Origin of the sequence: Phocaeicola vulgatus ATCC 8482, assembly GCF_000012825.1 — a bacterium.
In the GTDB taxonomy this organism is placed as follows: domain Bacteria; phylum Bacteroidota; class Bacteroidia; order Bacteroidales; family Bacteroidaceae; genus Phocaeicola; species Phocaeicola vulgatus.
This window is the reverse complement of record NC_009614.1, coordinates 33,181-54,117: the sequence shown is the minus strand read 5'-3', so window position 1 is coordinate 54,117 and position 20,937 is coordinate 33,181. Positions and strand designations below refer to the sequence as shown.

The 20,937-nt window shown below is 47.8% G+C and carries 10 protein-coding genes; 8 read left to right on the top strand and 2 right to left on the bottom strand.

Annotation, left to right across the window (positions count from 1 at the left end; all coding sequences use genetic code 11):
- Window positions 1–3: 3 nt before the first annotated feature.
- The 3 genes from BVU_RS00195 to BVU_RS00185 all read left to right on the top strand — a co-directional run bounded on the left by BVU_RS00195 (window position 4) and on the right by BVU_RS00185 (window position 4,397).
- A complete protein-coding gene (locus BVU_RS00195; RefSeq protein WP_011964599.1) occupies window positions 4–1,938 on the top strand; it encodes a RagB/SusD family nutrient uptake outer membrane protein in 1,935 nt (644 codons plus the stop codon).
- 267 nt (window positions 1,939–2,205) lie between these two features.
- The gene (gene tnpB, locus BVU_RS00190; RefSeq protein WP_008671451.1) at window positions 2,206–2,715 is read left to right on the top strand and encodes an IS66 family insertion sequence element accessory protein TnpB; all 510 of its coding nucleotides are present in this window, start codon (window positions 2,206–2,208) and stop codon (window positions 2,713–2,715) included.
- A 68-nt stretch (window positions 2,716–2,783) separates the two neighbouring features.
- A complete protein-coding gene (locus BVU_RS00185) occupies window positions 2,784–4,397 on the top strand; it encodes an IS66-like element ISBvu4 family transposase (RefSeq protein WP_005839678.1) in 1,614 nt (537 codons plus the stop codon).
- A 471-nt stretch (window positions 4,398–4,868) separates the two neighbouring features.
- Here the strand turns inward: BVU_RS00185 and BVU_RS00180 are convergent, their stop codons facing one another.
- On the bottom strand, window positions 4,869–8,921 hold the full coding sequence (locus BVU_RS00180; protein WP_032945988.1) for a hybrid sensor histidine kinase/response regulator transcription factor: 4,053 nt from the start codon (window positions 8,919–8,921) through the stop codon (window positions 4,869–4,871).
- A 236-nt stretch (window positions 8,922–9,157) separates the two neighbouring features.
- On the opposite strand from BVU_RS00180, the gene BVU_RS00175 reads away from it, so the two are divergent.
- The 5 genes from BVU_RS00175 to BVU_RS00155 are packed head-to-tail and all read left to right on the top strand — an operon-like array spanning window position 9,158 to window position 19,871.
- The gene (locus tag BVU_RS00175; protein ID WP_032945992.1) at window positions 9,158–11,665 is read left to right on the top strand and encodes a family 43 glycosylhydrolase; all 2,508 of its coding nucleotides are present in this window, start codon (window positions 9,158–9,160) and stop codon (window positions 11,663–11,665) included.
- An 8-nt stretch (window positions 11,666–11,673) separates the two neighbouring features.
- Window positions 11,674–13,257: a glycoside hydrolase family 43 protein gene (locus tag BVU_RS00170; protein WP_011964595.1), complete on the top strand. Its 1,584-nt coding sequence runs from the start codon at window positions 11,674–11,676 to the stop codon at window positions 13,255–13,257.
- Between the two features lie 12 nt (window positions 13,258–13,269).
- Complete coding sequence (locus BVU_RS00165) at window positions 13,270–15,864, top strand: glycosyl hydrolase 115 family protein (protein ID WP_011964594.1); 2,595 nt, start codon at window positions 13,270–13,272, stop codon at window positions 15,862–15,864.
- Window positions 15,861–17,906 carry an alpha-glucuronidase gene (locus BVU_RS00160; RefSeq protein WP_011964593.1) on the top strand — a complete coding sequence of 682 codons (2,046 nt, stop codon included), beginning with the start codon at window positions 15,861–15,863 and terminating at the stop codon, window positions 17,904–17,906. Before BVU_RS00165 ends, BVU_RS00160 begins: the two co-directional genes overlap by 4 nt.
- A 27-nt stretch (window positions 17,907–17,933) precedes the next feature.
- The gene (locus BVU_RS00155) at window positions 17,934–19,871 is read left to right on the top strand and encodes a sialate O-acetylesterase (protein ID WP_011964592.1); all 1,938 of its coding nucleotides are present in this window, start codon (window positions 17,934–17,936) and stop codon (window positions 19,869–19,871) included.
- A gap of 31 nt (window positions 19,872–19,902) precedes the next feature.
- Here the strand turns inward: BVU_RS00155 and BVU_RS00150 are convergent, their stop codons facing one another.
- The gene (locus tag BVU_RS00150; RefSeq protein ID WP_005844647.1) at window positions 19,903–20,934 is read right to left on the bottom strand and encodes a DUF4249 domain-containing protein; all 1,032 of its coding nucleotides are present in this window, start codon (window positions 20,932–20,934) and stop codon (window positions 19,903–19,905) included.
- Window positions 20,935–20,937 lie beyond the last annotated feature (3 nt).

Here is a 20,937-nt window from a genome sequence, read left to right as displayed (position 1 = left end):
ACTATGAAACCTATATTTTCAAAAATAAGAGTTTTGGGAACAGCCGCACTGGCTTTGTTCCTGACAGCATCCTGTTCAGACATTCTGGACGAGCAGCCGCGCAGCAGTTATGATCCTACTTTCTTTAAGACAGAAAAGGGAGTGGAAGGCGGTGTGACCTCTATGTATGCACACTTGCGCTATATTTACGGACAAGCTTATTATTATAATTCCTGTCTGACGGGAACCGACGAGGCAACCTGGGGATGGAGTGCCGATGGTAACTTCAAGGATGCCGACCTGTCCGGAGTAGGCAACCTGACTGCCACGACTTGCCGTTCCGACGCCTTGTGGGGAACCGCTTTCTCGAACATCAACACCGCTAACGGAGTGATAGAGAACGGTGCCGAAGTAGGAGTCAATGAATCATTGGTTTCCGAAGCCCGCTTCTTCCGTGCGTTCGATTATTTCCTGTTGGTGCAGACCTTCGGCGGAGTGCCTCTGGACCTAGGTTCCGGCGAACTGAAGTTCAATATCACTCCTTCACGTACCTCCGTGCGCAATACCGTGCCCGAAGTGTACACCAAGGCCATCTTCCCCGACTTGCTGACCGCTATCGAGAACTTGCCCGCTAATCCTCGTGTGACGGGTGGAGTGACCAAGACCGTTGCCCGCCTGTACTTGGCAAAGGCTTATCTGACTTATGCCTGGTGGCTGAAGAATCCGAATAACATTCCTACTTATCCCGAGTGCCAGCGTACGGACCCCGACGGACACGATGCGGCATGGTACTTCCAGCAGGCATACGATGTGGCGGTTACTGCTATCGAGAACCCCGGTCCTTTCGGCTTGCAGGAAAGCTTCTGGATGGTGAATGCCGGACCCAATGACCGTAACATGGAAATCCTGCTCTATGCAGACCATACGCAGGAAGACGAGTATTATAATGGTGGCAGCCTGAGCTACGGTGGCGGTGGTGCTCCCGATAACTTTGCCGGATGGATGATGAACTGGAACTATACCGACGCGCGTTCGGCTGATAATCAGGCTGTCATCAACCGTATTGCCGAGCAGTGTTATGGCCGCCCTTGGACCCGTATGGCTCCTCCGTTGGGTGTGTTTACCAAGACGTTTGCCGACAAGGTGAACGACTCCCGTTACGACGGTACTTTTACTACTGTTTATCGCGGCAACTGGTCTACAGCCGGACAGAACTGGGAATCGGTGACCAATGCCAACGGAATGAAAGTGAAAGAACGTGAACCTATATTCTCTTTCGTATTCCAGGATATGGATAAGATAGACTATGCAGGAGAAGGTTCTAAAAGCAATCTGGGAGCAGGTACGTTGCCCGGTCGTCCCGACTGGGTATTGGGACTGGATGCGGTAGGCCGTTATGTATATCCCGGTCTTTGGAAACTCGGCCCGTATCGTACAGACAACGGCTCCGGAGCAGGACAGCCCAATGCGGGAAGTACCCGTCCGTATAACATCGCCAAATTCTCCGAACTTTATCTGGTTGCTGCCGAAGCTGCCGTAGAAGGAGCTGCCACACAAGCCGGCAAGTCTGTCCGTGACCTGGTGAACGTGCTTCGTGCCCGTGCCGGTCGCTGGACTTACAGCAATGCCGAGTACAAGGAAGTGGATCGTGATTTCAGTGCTGAAATGACAGCCGCCACTCCGGCAACCATTGACATCAACTATATTCTGGATGAACGCAGCCGCGAGTTTTATGGCGAAGGTTATCGTTGGTTCGACTTGGTTCGTACTCAGAAATGGAACGAATATGCTGACAGTTACGTGATTTGTGGAGGCAAGGGTGATCACAATCCGCAGACTTACAGCCGTACCATCGAAGCGTTCCATTATCTCCGTCCTATCCCACAAGGACAGTTGGATGGCATGGAAATGACAGAGGAGGAAAAAGACGCTTATCAGAATCCGGGATACAGAGATTGATTTTTTGTTTTTTAAGAGTACCCGCCGTTTCTTTCTGTTTCTGATGGAAGAAGCGGCGGTCTTTTTATGGTATGGACTGCTGGGTAGGTTATCATCTTCCCATAGAATATATGTTTTCAGTTTGATGAGTATGTGGCTTCCTTCTGATAAATTTACTGTTTCACTTAGGTGGGTAAGTTTTATCACTGTAAGCATTCGGCCTCGTGCGTGTTTTTTTCCCCTCTTTTCCTTCCTACCTTTGTGGCTTCATTATAATCTTAATCCATTATGTGTTCAGTATTAGAATTTTCTAGCGAAAGTGATAAACTACGTACTCTCTTTTCCGAGTCTAACCATTTTGATTCTGTTCTTTTCATATTTGATGGCGGCCGTCGTTATAAAGTTTCGTCTTCCAGCCTTGGTATCCATTCCCCTCAGGACCTACTTCTCCCTTTAGGTCTTGGCCTTTTCCGCAGCAGTCCTTTTTGGTCTTATTACCTTTATCCCCAAGGTTGTAATTTCCATAAAGGTATTGACGGTCTTTGTGGCGAGGTCATCCGACACACAGGTTCCTGCGTGTCAGAGCAGAGCTGTCATATTTTTCCCGACCGCTCCCGTAGCAGGTTGCATATCCTTTATCGGTGCGACGACGAATACCGTCTGGAATGCCGTCGTCTGAATCGCGGTTCTTTCCTCTTGAAAAAGGAGGAACGGAAGAAGGATTTTCTTCAAATTTCCTGGAATCGCCTGAATGAGCTGCTTACTGTTAAAAAGTATCGGAAAACAGTTGAAAAGTAATTCCCCATTCTATAAGCCGTGCAGTTTTATTTTGATAACTTTGCCACATAATAAAAAGTGGATGTACAGTGAAAGAACCGGTTATTACCCTTACTTTGGAAGAGTACGAAGAGTTGCGCAAGGAACATGAATGCCTTGAAAAGGAGCATGCGGAACTTCAGAGAAAATACGAAGCCTCTTTGCAGGAGTATTCCCGCCAGGTCGAAGAAATCTCGGCCTGTACAGCCGTCATTGCCGATCTGAGATGGAAATTGGCTGACTTGACACGCCGTTTATGGGGTAAATCCAGTGAAAAACGTCATCTTCCCGAAGATGCCGGCCAGCTGAGCATCTGTTTCGAGTCTCCGTCCGATGTCAATGACCCGGTAGCGGAAGAACAGAAAACCGCTGGGAAATCCGTCACATCGGAGAATGGCTACAATCGTTTCCGTAAAAGCTTCACGAAAAAGATCACTCCCCACGCCCGTAAGCCCATCGACCCGTCCCTTCCCCGTGAGGAGATTATCATTCCCATGCCGGAAGGCCTTTCGTTGGAGGGAGCGACGAAGCTGGGAGAGGAAGTGAGCGAACAGTATGCTGTCAGCCCCGCCCGATTCTATGTGAAACGCATCATCCGTCCTAAATACCGGCTCGCCGACGGTCGTATCATAACCGCTCCCATGCCCGTAATGGCACATCCCCACAGCAATGCCTCGGAAAGTGTACTGGCCCACATTGCTACCGCCAAATATTACGACCACCTGCCTCTGCACAGACAGCTGGATATCTTTGAGCGTGAAGGAATCCATCTGAGTCCTTCCACCGTAAGTAACTGGATGATGGCTGCCGCACAGCGTCTGGAACCAATCTATAATGAACTTCGTGAACTGGTCAAGGACAGCTATTACGTCATGGCCGATGAGACACCCCATCCCGTACTTGAAAGCGACCGGCCCGGTGCTCTTCACCGCGGGTATATGTGGAACTTCTATCTGCCCCGGTTCCATACCCCCTTCTTTGAATATCACAAGGGCCGTGGCAGCAGCGGAATAGACACACTGCTGGCAGGACAGGTCCGGGTGGTACAGAGTGACGGCTTTGCAGTATATGACAAGTTCGACACGCTACCCGGAAAGTTGCATCTGTGCTGCTGGGCGCACGTCAGGCGCAACTTTGTGGAAGCGGAAGGAAATGACCCTCCCAGAGCAAGGCATGCACTTGGACAAATAGGCGGACTGTATGCCGTGGAGGAGAAAATCAGAATGGAACATCTGGAAGGGGAGGCGGTGGTAAAGCTTCGCCGGGAAAAATCGTACCCTATTATCAAAGAACTGGAAAAATGGTGCAAGGAGGAATATGGACATACGGTCGATAAATCGCCTATTGCCAAGGCCATGTTCTATATGTACACACGCTTTGAACAACTGTCCGGATATGTCAATGACGCACAGTTCTGCATTGACAATAATCCGGTGGAGCGTTCTATAAGGCCGTTGACTTTAAACAGAAAAAATACGCTCTTCTCCGGATCACATGAGGCAGCACATGCAGCGGCAATTTTCTTTTCACTGATGGGATGCTGTAGGGAAAATAAGGTGAACCCAAAACTATGGATGCAGGACGTGCTGATTAGGGTACAGGAGAAAGAAAGAGAAGAGAAAAACGATTACACCGATTTACTGCCATTTAATTGGAAAGGATAAACAGGAAAGCTATAATAAAGTCAAAAGCCAGACATGCTTCGTCTGGCTTTTGACTTTATTATAACTTGGAGAGAAACACGCACGAGGCCGAATGCTTACAGAGGAATTAGGGTATTCATCAGGCTGGTAAAGGATACTTGTACAGCTTGTTGCTGCTTGTAGTTTGCGATTGGTGGATATGGGGTCTGTCTGTTCCTGTCGGATATGTTTTGAAGTAAGGAAAGAGCTTGGGAAATATTTTTCCATCGGCTGAAAGGACTGATAGCAGACTGAAAGGACTACTGTCAGCCTTATGCATTGTGTAATAGTGAGTTATGCCGACTGAATGGACTGAAGAAAGGTTCGTGAAATAGGTATATGTAAGAGTGTTTTGTAGGAAAAGTGTATTTGTTCATACCATTGTATCCGCAAAGTTTGCATTCGGCGGAAACTGGGTCTGTACTTGGTGGAAAAGAGAACCGGAAATTATTTTCAGTTCTCTTCCTTATTCTTATCCTGTTTCAAATGCTGTTCCATGTACATGCTGGGAGGCATTCCGTACAGATCCTTGAAAGCGGTCGAGAAATTGTTGGGATTGGTGAATCCGGTCAAGTCCGCCACTTCGGCTATGGTGTACCGTTTCTTCGACAACAGTTCTGCCGCTTGTTTCAGTCGGATGTTCCGGATAAAATCCCGTGTGGTCTGGTTGGTCAGTTCTTTCAGTTTACGGTGCAAGTGCACGCGGCTAATGCCTACCTCGGTGGTAATCATCTCCACGGTGAGGTTCGGGTTGCTCAGGTTTTCGTTGATGACCCGCATGATTCGTTCCATCAGTTTGTCATCGGGGGACTGTACTTCTATTGGTTGTACCTTATCCCCTTGGGTCTGTTGTCCGGTATAGGTATTGCGTAGCCGTTCACGACTGCGGATCAGGTTGGCGGTCGTTTTCCTCAATATCTCTATATGGAAAGGTTTGGTCATGTAGGCGTCGGCTCCTGTTTCCAGACCTTCCAGATTGTCTTCCTCCCGTGTCTTGGCAGTGAGCAGTATTACCGGGATGTGGTTCAGGTTCACATTTTGCTTTATTTTGCGGCATAAGGTAAGTCCGTCCATTTCGGGCATCATGACATCACTTATTACCAAGTCCGGGGTTTTATTGAAGATGCTTTCCAGTGCCTCCTTGCCGTTGCAGCTTTCCAGGGTATGGTAATCGCTTGCCAGTTCACGGCAGATATAGCGGCGTATATCTTCATCGTCTTCTACCACCAGTACTTTGTATTTCGTTTTGGTTCGTGTTTTTCCGTTTTCTTCTTCCTCGGTTTCATAAGGAACAGGGAGGACCGGAGCCGGAGTGTGGAAGAGAGGAGCTTTGTCGGCTTCCATTTCTTCTTTGCGCAGATGGGCGCATCCCAGAGGCATACGGATGATAAAGCTGCATCCCGGTTGTCCGTCCGGATTATTTTCTACACGGATGTCTCCATGATGAAGTTCCACCAGTGAGCGGGTGAGGTGCAGCCCGATACCGGTGCCTATGTTTGAGTTGTTTTGGCTATTCCGTATCTGGTAAAAGCGTTCGAATATGTGTTCTGTTTCTTTGGGGGCGATTCCTATTCCGCTGTCGGTCACGGTGATTTCGGCATACTGTTGCAATGGTTTCGGCAGGGTGGAGTCCTTACCGGTGCGTAGCCGTATGTCCACACTGCCTCCTTCGGGGGTGAATTTGAAGGCATTGGACAGGATGTTCAGGATAATTTTGTCGAAGTTCACCGGGTCCACCCACAATTTTAAGTGGTCGGCGCCCTCGTGGTGGAACTGCAAAGTAATTTGTTTTTTGTTCGCTTGTTCTGTAAAGGTTTCACACAAATCATTAATGAATCCGGTCATTTCGGTTTCACGGAAAACGAGTGACATCTGTCCTTTGTCTATCTTGCGTATATCCATCAATTGGTTTACCAGCCGCAGGATTCTTTCGGAATTGCGCCAGATGATGCGGTAGTTCTTTTGCCGTTCGTGGTCTGTATCGTTTGTCATCAGTTTTTGCAAAGGACTGATGATGAGTGACATCGGAGTACGTATTTCGTGGGAGATGTTGATGAAAAACTGTAGCTTGGCTTCGTTTATCTGTTCGGCATGGATATGTTGCATCATTTCCTGTCTTATGCGGTAACGGTGTCTCATTTGCAGGATGATGCCATAGACGGCTGCTACTGCCAATAAGGCATAGATCAGCATGGCCCAGCCCGATGCCCACCATGCCGGTGCGATGTGAATGGTGATTTCATCGGTGTCGGATTCCAGCAGATAATCTTCGGCTTTGATCCGGAAATGATAATCGCCGGGGGGAAGGTCGCTGAATGACACTCGGTTGACTCCTTTGGGAAGTTTGACCCAGGGGGTGTTGTTTATGGTATATAGATACGTGATACGTTCGGAATTATTTAGTTCGCGGGTAGAGAACTCGATGCTGAAAGCGTTGTCGTTATGTGACAAGTGGAAATCCCGGGCCTCAAAGACGGAGGTGTTTATGATTTCTTTTCCGCCCGACAACATTCCTTTCCTTATGGGTTGGTCGTGCAAATAGAAGTCGATGATGCGTACGTTCCATTTTTTTGCGGGATTCGTAATCTCTTGAGGATTGAAATAGGTAATTCCGTTTGTACCTCCAAACCAGAGTATGCCGTTGTGGTCGGCAAAAGAGGCGTTTTTGCTGAATTCATTTCCTTGCAGACCGTCGTCTGCATAGAAATTGCTGAACGTGTGGGTATTCAGATTAAAACGTGACATTCCGGCATTGGTGCTTATCCATAAGTTGTCCTGCCCGTCTCCTTTGATAGCATATACGGCGTTACTGGATAGTCCGTGGGCGGTGGTGTAGGTCTTTAGTTGCTGGGTTTGGGGATTCCATTCTGCCAGTCCTTCGGAATTGCCTATCCAGATGTTGCCTTGGGGGTCTTCATAAAGGGAGTGGATGATGTGTCTGGATAGGATTTCTTCAGTCTTGAAGTCGTCGGTGCTCAGGTCTATACATCTTATTCCGTCATACGTTCCTACATAAAGGTGGTTGTCACCGGCGTACAAAAGACAGCTTATCCATTTATATTTTTTGGTGGCAGCATTGAATTTAGGGTCATATACAGACTGTCCTGTCTTCAAGTCATAATAGAAAAGTCCGGCTCCCATGGTGGCTATCCAGAGTCGTTTGTCCTGGTCTTCAACCAGATCATACACGCGTTGGATACGGTTTCCATTCTTGTCTGTCAGATTCTGCAGATAGCTGCACTGTCCTGTTTTCTTATCCAGTCTGCCTAGTCCGTTGGTATAGGATCCGAACCACAGATTATGTTCAGAGTCTTCATACAGGCCGAAAACGGTGGAAGGAACCGAAGAGGGGCTGTCATGTGGGGCATAATGGACTTTTTGCTTCAGTTCTGTGGTGATGCCGTATATGCCGTCGTTGTCAGTACCTATCCATAATATGCCTTTGTGGTCGCGGCAGAGTGAGGTGATACAGTTGGAGCCGATGATATTCTTGTTTATTGATTTGTAGCCTATGTACTTGAAACTGTTGGGCTGTGCGGGAATCATCATAACCCCTTTCTGGTAAATGGCTATCCATAGGTTTCCTGCATTGTCTTTCAGGACGGAGTGTACTTTGGAGGTACCGGAGTCGAGGTAATTATTATCAAAAGGGTAATCCGTGATGAGCTGTTTGGGGATGTTGAAAATCTTGGTGCCTTTCCCGTCCGTGCCCAGGCAAAGCTCGTTTTGGCTTATCTGGCAGATGGATTTGATAGGCAGGTTTTGTTTTCCTTTATAAAGGATAGGAATGAACTCTTCTGCTGGTTGGTTATATTTCAGCAATCCTTTGCCTATGGTTGCCAGGTAGATGTCTCCGTAGTTGTCTTCATAGAGGTCCACAATGGTCATTCCCTTCTCTTGTTTCAGAAAGTGCTTGCTTTTATTGTCCACAGAGAGGCGGTAGATACCATTCTCACCCTGTGTTACCCAAAGATTGTGTTGTCTGTCCTCTATCATGTAGTCTGTCATTTGGGTGGGGATAGGTAAGTCCAGTTTGTGTGCAGTCAGTTTCCCCTGTGTGATGGTTATGGTACACAAGTTGTTTCCCGATACCCATATTTCTCCGTTCCTACGTTCCAGAATGGACATGATATTGCTGTCAAAAGTCTTTCCGTCTTCCCATTGCGCTCGCGCGCTGAAGCTGTCGGTTTCCGGATCGTATAGCTGTATACCGTTATAGGTTCCTACGAACAACCGTCCTTTGCTGTCCTCGTACAGCACTCGTACGTAGTTATGGCAGAGGGAGTACTCGTTTTCCGGGTCATGCTTGTAGGTGATGAACTTGGCTCCGTCATAGCGGTTCAGTCCGTCTTCGGTGGCAATCCATATCATGCCGTTCCGGTCCTGATATATTTTGTTGATCAGACTGCTGGAAAGTTCCCTGTCTGTTGTGAAGAATTTGTACGATTGTCCGTGGCACAACAAAGACAGAAAAAGAAATAGTATAAGAATCGTATGTTTCATCATAATATAAATATCCCAGTAAATTCAGGTGCACAAAAATAATTCAAAAAAGAATATATAGCCTAATAAATAAGGAGTAATTTCGGTACTTTGTGCCATATCGGGCAGGTTTGTAACATGGAAAAAGGACTATGTAACATGGTTACACTCCGATATAAGGCGAATGTCCTTACCTTTGCTCTTGTTGAGCAGTGAAGAACGGAACGTAAAAACAGCCTTGTGAATTTAATACCATGAATATGAAACTTGAATGTGATTTATCCGGTATCCGGAAATGTATGATGAGTGGCTTGTCCCTGTTGCTTGCCGGAGTGTTGCAGGCGCAGAATCCGATTGTGCAGACTTGCTATACTTCTGATCCGGCACCTATGGTGCACGATGGCACCTTGTATGTTTACACGGGACACGATGAGGACCATGCCGATTTTTTCTGGATGCAAGAGTGGCGCGTCTATTCTACTAAAGATATGGTGAACTGGACCGATCACGGTTCTCCGCTTGCCATCGAGTCTTTCGACTGGGCGGACGATCGTGCCTGGGCATCGCAATGTATCGAACGCAACGGGAAATTCTATTGGTATGTGTGTCTGCATTCCAAGTTGACAAACACGATGGCTATCGGTGTGGCGGTGGGTGATTCGCCTACCGGCCCTTTTAAGGATGCTATCGGCAGACCGCTTTACGAAGGTAGCTGGGATTTTATTGATCCCACGGTTTTTGTGGACGATGACGGGCAGGCTTATTTATATTGGGGAAATCCGAATGTTTACTATGCCAAGCTGAATGCCGATATGGTTTCGCTGGATGGTGAGGTGTCCAAGGTGGAGCAGACTATAGAGAGTTTTGGTTCTCCGGGGCCGGACAAACGGGAGAAAGGAAAGAAATACAAGGACATCTATACGGAAGGTCCGTGGTTGCACAAGCGTGGCGGTACATATTATCTGTCGTATGCAGCCGGCGGAGTACCCGAACACATCGCTTACTCGATGAGTGACACTCCGACAGGACCTTGGAAGTATATGGGAGAAATTATGCCGTTGCAAGATACCGGTTCGTTTACCAATCACTGTGGAGTGACGGATTATAAAGGTAATTCTTATTTCTTTTATCACACCGGGAAATTACCCGGTGGGGGTGGTTTCGGACGTAGCGTGGCAGTGGAGCAGTTCAGTTACAACCCCGATGGTACTTTCCCGATAATTAATGCGACGACAGAAGGGGTGTCGCCGGTAGGCACACTGACTCCTTATCAACGTGTGGAGGCGGAAACGATAGCTTTCTCCGAAGGAGTAAAGTCGGAATGGAATGCAAAGACGGGGGTGTATGTATCCGGAATTCATGACGGGGATTATATAAAGGTACGCGAGGTGGATTTTGAAGATTTGTTGCCCAAGTGTCTTTGTGTGTCTGTTGCCAGTGCCCTTCGCGGCGGGTGGATAGAAATCAGGACCGACAGCATCGGCGGAACGCTGATAGCTGAAATGAGGGTTCCTCATACCGGAGGATGGGAATGTTGGACAAGTATAGAGGCGGATGTGACGGTTCCTGTGACGGGTGTGCATGATGTCTATTTTGTGTTCAAAGGCAGGAAAGGATGTGAACTGTTTCATTTTGACTGGTGGAAATTCAGCCGGCAGGAAATGACAGAGCAAGAGGTGAAAGACAGGACGCAGGCCGCATCTACCAATATTCCGGGTTACGAGTATCCGCGGCTGGACGAGGAGCATTGCGCCCACTTCCGTTTCTATGCTCCGCAAGCCGGAAGGCTTCAGGTAGACTGTTGCGGTAAGAAGTATGACATGCAGAAGGACGCGGATGGCTTTTGGACAGTAAAGACCGATCCGTTGGTCGTAGGATTCCATTATTATTTTTTGATAGCGGACGGGGTGCAGGTGGCCGATCCGTCCAGTTACACTTTCTTTGGTTGTTGCCGTATGGCGAGTGGGATAGAGGTTCCCGAGGGAGTGGAAGGTGATTACTATCGTCCTCAGCAGGGAGTACCTCATGGGCAGGTGCGCTCGTGTACTTATTATTCGGAAGCCAAAAAGGAATTCCGCCGTTGCATGGTCTATACTCCGGCTGAATACGAAACCAAGGTGAAAAAACGTTATCCGGTACTTTACCTGCAACATGGCATGGGCGAGGATGAGACGGGCTGGTCGGCACAGGGATGTATGCAACATATTATGGATAACCTGATAGCCTCCGGGCAATGTGTGCCGATGCTTGTTGTGATGGACAGTGGGGATGTGGAAGCTCCTTTCATTCCTCGCAAAGGGAAGGATGTGAATGAGGAGAGAGCTTTGTATGGTGCCTCTTTTTACAGGGTGATGCTGGAGGACTTGATACCGATGATTGACAGGACGTTCCGGACTTATACTGATCGTGAACATCGTGCAATGGCAGGATTGTCATGGGGTGGTCATCAGACTTTCACTACCACATTGCCTCATCTGGACAAGTTTTCGTATATTGGCGCATTCAGCGGTGCTATCTTCGGACTGGATGTGAAGACTTGCTTTGACGGTGTGTTTGCTGATGCCGGCAAGTTTAACAAGCAGGTACATTACTTGTTTTTGGGATGCGGAACGGAAGAACGGTTCGGTACCCGAAAACTGGCAGAGTCTTTGCGCAAAATAGGTATTCATGTGGACTATTACGAATCGCAGGGCACGGCACACGAGTGGTTGACATGGCGTCGTTGCTTGTACCGGTTCGTGCCTCATTTGTTCAAAAATAGAAAGTAGAAAAAGAAATGAAGAAGATCATTATTATTATTACCTGCTTCATTGGTTTGTCGGGGGCGTTTGCACAACAACGGGAAATCTTCCATAATCCGGTGATTGAGGCGGATGTACCTGACCCTTCCATGATAAGGGTGGGAAACTATTACTATCTGGTAAGCACCACCATGCACCTGATGCCGGGTTGTCCGGTGATGCGTTCAAAGGACTTGGTGCATTGGGAAACGATCAGTTATGTGTTTCAACGGCTTACTGACTTGCCCCGTTATGATTTGAAGGAAGGCACGGTATATGGTCGCGGACAATGGGCCTCCAGCATCCGCTATCATGACGGACGGTTCTATGTATGGTTCTCACCCAATGATGAACCTCATCGTGGTTATATCTATACCGCCGAAGATCCGGCGGGCGAATGGACATTAGTCTCCCGTCCGCCTCATCATCATGATGCTTCTTTGTTTTTTGATGATGACGGCAAAGTCTATCTGTTTTATGGCACCGGACAACTTCGTCAGCTCAAGAGCGACCTGAGCGATGTGGAGCCGGGAGGTATAGACCAAAAGATATTCGAGCGGGATGCCGACGAGCAGGGACTTCTGGAAGGAAGTCAGGCATTCAAGCATAACGGCAGATATTACGTGATGATGATTTCCATGGACTGGAGCATTCCCGGACGGTTGCGTCGTGAGGTGTGCTATCGTGCTGACCAGATAACCGGTCCGTATGAGAAAAAGGTGATTTTAGAAACCGAATTTCAAGGATATGGTGGCGTGGGACAAGGCTGTATAGTCGATACTCCTGACGGAAACTGGTATGGCTTTATTTTTCAGGATAGGGGCGGCATAGGGCGTGTGCCCACATTGATGCCCTGCCGCTGGGAAGACGGTTGGCCGATACTGGGTGATGCGGACGGACGTGTGCCCGAGTGTATGGAGATGCCTGCTTCCGGAGAGGAGTGTAAAGGAAGTATCATGGGAAGTGATGATTTCGACACCGGCCGGTTGAGCTTGAACTGGCAGTGGAACCATAATCCGTTGGACGATTGCTGGTCGCTGACAGAGCGTCCGGGTTTCCTGCGGTTGAGGACCGGAAGGGTGGTGGATAATCTGTTTCTGGCTCCCAATACCTTGACCCAGCGTATGAGCGGGCCGAAATGCAGCGGTGTGGTAGCTATGGATGTCTCGAAGATGAAAGAAGGGGATGTTGCGGGCTTCAGTGCTTTTAATGGGTTGTCCGGAGTGCTGGCTGTGGTCATGGAGAACGGGAAAAAGCAGTGGGTGATGTCACATCAGTCTGTCAGTCTTTCGGACCGGGAAAAAAGGGTGACTGCTGTGGAAGTACTGGAGAAGGAACGCATAGATTGTGAAAAAGAGGTGGTCTATCTTCGTATGGAGGGCGACTTTGCCGATAAAAAAGATGAAGCCACTTTTTACTACAGTTATGACAAGAAAACGTGGAAACGAATAGGGGAGCCTTGTAAAATGGTTTTTGATTATACCAAATTCTTTATGGGAAGCAAGTTTGCTATTTTTAATTATGCTACTAAAGATTTGGGAGGATATGTGGATATAGATTATTTTGAATACGGTAACTAAAAAGTGAATAGAATGAAACTAAAAAAATGCGTGGGGATATTCTTGTTCTCCACCTTGTGCCTGAATGTAGGAGCTATAGATCATAAAGGGATTACTTTTGACCGGCTGGCTCCCGACCGTTTCACTCTGATGGAAAACGGAGTGGCCAATGAAATATTGGTGGACGAGCAGGAGGATGCCGGTGTGATGATAGCGGTAAGGAATCTTCAGAATGACTTTAAACGGGTGAGTGGCCGGACTGCCGGGTTATGCTATACTCCCGGTGTAAAGCGCATGATTATGGTAGGTACGTTGAAAAGCCGTTATATCCGGGAATTGGTAAAGGCGAAAAAGATAGATGCTTCATTGCTGGAGGGCAAGAATGAGAAATACCTGATGACTGTGGTGTCTGCTCCCTTGAACGGAGTGAATGAGGCGCTTGTCATTGCGGGAAGTGACAAACGCGGAACGATTTATGGGATTTATGAGCTTTCGGAACAGATTGGTGTTTCGCCGTGGTACGACTGGGTGGATGTGCCGGTGATGCCCCGGCAGAATCTTTCGATGATGCGTGGAAGTTATACGGCGGGAGAACCGGCGGTAAAGTATCGGGGTATCTTTTTGAATGACGAGGCTCCTTGCCTGACCGGGTGGGTGAAACACACTTATGGCACGAATTATGGTGATCATCGTTTTTATGCCCGTGTGTTCGAACTGATTTTGCGTCTGCGCGGTAACTTTATGTGGCCTGCCATGTGGGGTTGGAGTTTTTATGCGGATGATCCGGAGAACAGCAAGACCGCCCATGAGATGGGGATTATAATGGGAACCTCACACCATGAGCCTATGGCACGCAATCATCAGGAATGGGTGAGGAAGCGCAGCGAATATGGGGCATGGGACTATGCTTCCAACCAGCAAGTGATTGACCGTTTTTTCCGTGAAGGTATGGAGCGTGCGGCCGATACGGAAGATTTGATTACCATTGGTATGAGAGGTGACGGTGATACTCCGATGGGTGGAAAGGAAGGAGAAGATGACAAATATGTGCCGCGTGATGAGGAAAACATGCGCCTGATGGAGAAGATATTCCGGAATCAGCGTCGCATTATCAAGGAAGTGACGGGAAAAGCGCCGGAGAAACGTCCGCAGGTATGGGCTATTTATAAAGAAGTGCAACGCTATTATGACATGGGACTCCGTGTGCCCGATGATGTGATTATGTTGCTGAGTGATGACAACTGGGGGGATGTGCGCCGGTTGCCGGATGCAAAGGAGCGGAAGCATTCCGGCGGATGGGGGATGTATTATCATGTAGATTATGTGGGGGCTCCCCGTAATTCCAAATGGTTGAATGTAACTCCTATACAAAATATGTGGGAACAGCTTCAGTTGACTTACAGCTATGGGGTGGATAAGCTTTGGATATTGAATGTGGGTGATTTGAAGCCGATGGAGTATCCTATCACTCTTTTTATGAATATGGCTTGGAATCCGGAACGCTATGCGGCAGGGAATCTGTTGGAGCATACACGAGCGTTCTGTGCGCAGCAGTTCGGTGAGGAACAGGCGGATGAGGCCATGCGTATCCTGAACCTGTATTGCAAGTACAATGGACGCGTGACTCCCGAGATGCTGGATAAGGATACTTATCACTTGGCTTCGGGGGAATGGAGGCAGGTGGCCGATGAATATGTGAAGCTGGAGGCGGAAGCCTTGCGGCAGTATTTGAAACTGGAGGCCGCTTACAGGGATGCTTATCGCCAACTGATTCTTTTTCCTGTGCAGGCGATGGCCAATCTGTATGAAATGTACTATGCACAAGCCATGAATCACAAATTGTACCAGGAGAACAATCCGCAGGCGAATGAGTGGGCCGACAAGGTGGAGAAGGCGTTTAGGCGCGATGCGGAATTGTGCAGGGAATACAACGAAGAAATGTCGGGAGGCAAGTGGAACGGAATGATGACGCAGAAACATATAGGCTATACTTCGTGGAACGATGATTTCCCTGCCGACCGTTTGCCGGAAGTTTACCGGATAGAGCAACCGGAACAGGCTGTAGGAGGGTATTTGTTTGCCGGTGACAAAGGGGTGGTTTCCATGGAGGCGGAGCATTATTTTGCATCATCCGCGGCACCGGAAACTGCCTGGACAGTCATACCGCACATGGGACGTACGCTGAGCGGAGTGGCTTTGATGCCTTATACACAGTCTGCTGAGGGAGCTTCGCTCTCTTATAAAATGAAAATACCGCAAAAAGTAGATACGGTAAATGTGTATGTCATTGTGAAATCCACCCTGCCCTTCCTCAGACGGGAAGGTCATCGCTACACAGTAGGTTTTGAAGGAGGGGAGGAGCAGACTGTCTGTTTCAATGCGGAGTTGAACGAGCATCCGGATAATGTATATCGCGTACTGTATCCCACAGTGGCCCGTCGGGTGGTGAAGACCCGGGTGAAGTTGAGCCTGCCCGACCGTGCGGACGGAACCTATACATTGGTTCTGAAACCGGTGGAGCCTGCCATCGTATTTGAAAAGATTGTGGTGGATTATGGCGGTTATGAGGATAGTTATTTGTTTATGGACGAATCTCCTTGCCGGAGAAATAAACTGAATGGACAATGAAAAACATCAGATTGACAGTTTGGATAGGAATGATGTGCGGGTGCTTGGCGGCAGGAATGTTGCAAGCCGGTACACGACCGGACAATGCCTGTCCGGCAGAAGAAGACGGCAGCCGCTTGTGGTTGCCGGTGATGCGCCCGGCGGAAGGTGCGGAAGTGGAAGTTATATATAAAGGAAAAGTGTCACCCACCATAGCCATTGCCATTGCTGAGTTGAAAAACGCCTGGAAGGGAGAGCCTGTACTTTTGGAGAAAAAGAGGACAGGGCAGGGGGATGGGTTTGCCATCACTTCTTCGGAACATCAGGTCCGTATTCTTTCATCCACCGAGGCAGGATTACTTTATGGTGTTTATTGTCTGTTGCGTATGCAGGCGGCGGGGCAGGTCACAGTACCTCTGTCGGTTACTGAACAACCTGTGTATGATCTTCGCATCTTGAACCATTGGGATAATCCGGATGGTACGGTGGAGCGTGGTTATGCCGGTCGTTCTTTGTGGAATTGGGAAGAACTTCCCGGAACTTTGTCACCACGTTACGAGGCATACGCCCGTGCCAATGCTTCTGTGGGTATTAATGGAACGGTGCTGAATAATGTCAATGCCTCGCCCCAAGTGCTGGCAACCTCCAGTCTGGAGAAAGTCAAGGCATTGGCTGATGTCTTCCGGCCTTATGGTATAAAGGTCTATTTATCGGTTAATTTTGCATCTCCTATCCAGTTGGGCAAGTTGGATACGGCAGATCCGTTGGACAAGGAGGTCATCCGGTGGTGGAGGCGGAAAGTGAAAGAAATTTATACGTTGATACCTGATTTTGGCGGCTTTTTGGTAAAGGCCAATTCGGAGGGGCAGCCGGGACCATGTGATTTCGGGCGTACTCATGCCGAGGGAGCGAATATGCTGGCGGATGCGTTGAAACCCTACGGAGGAATCGTGATGTGGAGGGCGTTTGTCTATAGTCCTACCGACAGTGACCGTGCCAAGCAGGCCTATTTGGAGTTTATGCCTTTGGACGGGCAGTTTCATGACAATGTAATAGTACAGATAAAGAACGGACCGATAGATTTCCAGCCTCGCGAACCTTACAGCCCTTTGTTCACAGCCATGAAGCGGACTCCCATGATGGTGGAGTTTCAAATTACTCAGGAGTATTTAGGCTTTTCCAATCATCTGGCTTATTTGGCTCCTTTATGGGAGGAGTTTTTTGGCGAGGTGCGTCCGGATAGGTTAAAAGCTGCTGCGGGTGTGGCAAACATCGGTACGGATGTGAATTGGTGCGGACACCATTTTGCGCAGGCCAACTGGTATGCTTTCGGGCGGTTGGCATGGAATCCGTCGCTGACTTCAGACCGGATTGCGGATGAGTGGTTGCGGCAGACGTTTACTTCCCAGCCGGCATTTGTCCGTCCGGTCAAAGAGATGATGTTGCAGAGCCGGGAGGCGGTGGTGAATTATATGATGCCGTTGGGGCTGCATCATCAGTTTGCATGGGGGCACCATTATGGGCCTGAACCGTGGTGTAGTGTGCCCGGTGCTCGTCCGGACTGGTTACCTTCTTATTATCATAAGGCAGATAAGGAGGGAATCGGTTTCGACCGTAGCAGCAAAGGGAGTGATGCCGTTTCTCAGTATCCCGATTCACTTCGTCAGATTTACAATGACAAGGCAACTTGTCCCGAGATTTATTTGCTTTGGTTCCATCATGTGCCTTGGCATCATCAGATGAAAAGCGGACGTACGCTTTGGGGGGAGTTGTGCCATGCATACGATAGAGGTGTGCGGCAGGTACGTGGTTTTCAGGAAGTATGGGACAGTGTGGAACCTTTTGTAGATGCACGCCGGTTCGGGGAAGTGCAGTCGAAATTGAAAATCCAGATGCGTGACGCCGTGTGGTGGAAAGATGCTTGTCTGCTTTATTTCCAGACTTTCTCAGGGATGCCTGTTCCGGCCGGCATAGAACGTCCGGTACACGAGTTGGAGGATATGAAACGCTTCCGGTTGGAAATCTCGAACTATGAATGTCCTGAGAGTGGGTTCAATAAATAAATTACGGTTTTTAACTTTATAAGAAAAATGAAATATAAGTTGGCTTTAGTAATGTCGGTTCTTTGTGCATTTTCCGCATGGACCGAAGCAAAGGTGAAATTGCCTGCCATCCTATCGGACGGTATGGTATTGCAACGTGAGCGGCCCGTTAAAATATGGGGAAATGCCGATAAAGGAGAGAATGTGACCGTTGTTTTTAAAAAGAAGAAATTCAGTACGGTAGCCGGGGAAGATGGTAAGTGGCTGGTGGAGCTGCCTCCCATGAAGGCAGGCGGCCCTTTTGAAATGACCGTGAATGATATCCGGTTGAAAGATATTCTAGTGGGTGATGTCTGGCTTTGCTCCGGACAGTCCAACATGGAATTGACCGCCGGACGGGTGACTGATAAATTTGCCGAGGAAATAGCAAGGGATGAGAATCCGATGATACGGTATGTGAAGATTCCTTTAGGCAATGATTTGCATGGACCTAAAGACGATCTGCCGGGGGCAGACTGGATGTCGCTGACTAAAGAAACTGCTCCTTCCTTCTCTGCTTTGGCTTATTTCTTTGCCAAGGAGATGTATAGGGAGACGCAAGTACCTGTGGGCATTGTTAACTCCAGTTGGGGGGGAAGTTCCGTCGAGGCTTGGATGAGTGAGGAGGCCTTGCAGAAGTTTCCGCGTCAGTTGCACGAGCGTGATTTGTTTAATTCGGATGAGTATCGTGAGTTGTGCAACCGTTCGGGACAGATGATGAACCGTTTTTGGGATACCGCTTTGTACAAAGGAGACCGGGGACTTCATGACGGGATATGCTGGAATCGTCCGGAACTGGATGATACGGACTGGCAGACAGTAGATATGTTTTCCAAGGAATGGGGAAGAAAGAATGGATATCCGGTGAGTGGCTCTCATTGGTTCCGTCAGAAAGTGAATGTATCAGCGGAACAAGCCGGAAAAGAGGCTGTTCTTCGTTTGGGGTGCATGGTGGATGCCGATTCGGTGTTTGTGAACGGGATTTCTGTAGGTAACACTTTCTATCAGTATCCGCCGCGTATTTATCGGGTGCCGGCTTCTATATTGAAACCCGGTGAGAATCTGGTGACTGTCCGGCTGATTAATTACGGAGGGGCCGCCAGTTTTGTGCCCGATAAACCTTATTGTCTAGCATGGGGGACAGATACAGTCCGTTTGTCCAGCCGCTGGAAATATCAATTAGGCTGTGAGATGCCTGCACGCACCAACAGTGTCTCTTTTCAGAATGTTCCTACCGGCATGTATAATTCCATGATTTCTCCTCTGCGTAATCTGGCCTTTACCGGTGCGTTGTGGTATCAGGGAGAAACGAATACGGGCCGTCCTAATGAATATGAGGAATTGCTGGCTGCCATGATTATTGACTGGCGTGAGAAACTGGCTGATAAAGAATTGCCTTTCTTTATTGTACAGCTGGCCAATTTCATGAAGACACATTCGGAGCCGGTAGAAAGTAATTGGGCGGCTTTGCGTGAAGCGCAACGGCAAGTAGCGTTGAAAGTCCCGAATGCAGCTTTGGCGGTAGCGATTGATTTAGGCGAGTGGAACGATATTCATCCATTGAATAAAAAAGAACTGGCAAGACGTATCTCCCTGTTGGTGAAAAGAAGGGTGTATGGTGATAAAAAGAGTGTGCACAGTGGGCCTATGTGTACGGGTATGACTGTCAATCATGAAGGAAAGGCTGTTCTTTCTTTCGAAGCCGGGACTGATAAATTATGGGCGGTAGATGAATTGAAGGGATTTGCGATAGCCGGTGCCGATGGGCATTTTCAGTGGGCGGAAGCAGTTGTTGTTAATGGGAATCAGGTGGCGGTATGGCATAAAGATATCCCTCATCCTGTAACGGTACGTTATGGTTGGGATGATAATCCGGTTCATGCGAATTTGAAAAATAGAACCGGACTACCGGCTTCTCCTTTTCAGATTTCATTGGAAGATAAATAATTTAACAGAGATCCGAAAGTGGCAAAGCTTTCTAATAATCTTCGATGGATTTTAAAGGAATGCTTGTTTCTGTCGGATTTTCTATGGCAAAAATACCTATTCCTCCTTTGATGTTATTGGGAAAGATGACAGGTGTTTCCAACAGGTTGCTACTGTCATGGTCGGCATATGCATTGGCGGCTCGTAAATATTGATATTCAGCCGGGGATATGGCATAATATTGTATGATAGCTTTTCCTGTTATCTTTTTAATTTTATATAGTTTATTGTCTAATAGGAAACTATACCAACTGTCTAAAGTCATGGTATATTGGTTGTTGGTAAAGTAAGCATCATTGAATACATTATAATAGTTGTTTATAGTGGGGATGAAATTAATGATAGGATCAGAGTTGTTGGGAGTGCCAGGTTTTCCGTCCATTAATGCAGTGTCATAATATCCGCTACATTCCCATTGGGTGGAGATAGCAGTGGAGTCTTGTAAAGTTTTGCGGTTAGTAAGGCGGTAAGTATATGTTTGTTTTATGTTGACCCGGTAATATTGGGAATGGTTTGTGGTGGGAGTTTGTAATTTTATTTTCCACTTTGTTGCTTGATATATCCAAAGGCTTTCCGAAGTCTCTGATAGAGAATGATTAGATTCAATGGTGTCCGCTTTGATAATTTCAATGGGCTCATATACTGTTGCTTCTGCATTCGCTTTATATTTTCCGTCTTTGGTTTCTACTTCGATACGTACTTGATCACCGGTTTTAAAACGGCTGCTTATCTGGTAAAAATAATTTTGATAGTCTAACGGTGAATCATTGTTAGGACGATAGGTACATTCCGAAATTGTTTCCGATAATACATTATTAATATAAAGGTGAATAATTCCATTTTTTACTACTTGGGGTTCGTGATAGCCGGATAAAGCTAAAAAGATAGCATTGTTCGTTTTGTTTGCGTTTATCAGAGCGTTGACGATGAGCTTTTGAGATTCATCATTAGGCAATATTTCTATATCATTGGTACAGGCGGCCAATAAATGAACAAATGAAAGGAGTAAAAGTGCTTTTTTCATTAT

Coding starts and splice junctions, on each gene's coding strand:
- tnpB (WP_008671451.1), top strand. CDS start 2,206: ATGTGTTCAGTATTAGAATTTTCTAGCGAAAGTGATAAACTACGTACT.
- BVU_RS00150 (WP_005844647.1), bottom strand. CDS start 20,934: ATGAAAAAAGCACTTTTACTCCTTTCATTTGTTCATTTATTGGCCGCC.
- BVU_RS00180 (WP_032945988.1), bottom strand. CDS start 8,921: ATGATGAAACATACGATTCTTATACTATTTCTTTTTCTGTCTTTGTTG.
- BVU_RS00160 (WP_011964593.1), top strand. CDS start 15,861: ATGAAAAACATCAGATTGACAGTTTGGATAGGAATGATGTGCGGGTGC.
- BVU_RS00170 (WP_011964595.1), top strand. CDS start 11,674: ATGAAGAAGATCATTATTATTATTACCTGCTTCATTGGTTTGTCGGGG.
- BVU_RS00195 (WP_011964599.1), top strand. CDS start 4: ATGAAACCTATATTTTCAAAAATAAGAGTTTTGGGAACAGCCGCACTG.
- BVU_RS00175 (WP_032945992.1), top strand. CDS start 9,158: ATGAAACTTGAATGTGATTTATCCGGTATCCGGAAATGTATGATGAGT.
- BVU_RS00165 (WP_011964594.1), top strand. CDS start 13,270: ATGAAACTAAAAAAATGCGTGGGGATATTCTTGTTCTCCACCTTGTGC.
- BVU_RS00155 (WP_011964592.1), top strand. CDS start 17,934: ATGAAATATAAGTTGGCTTTAGTAATGTCGGTTCTTTGTGCATTTTCC.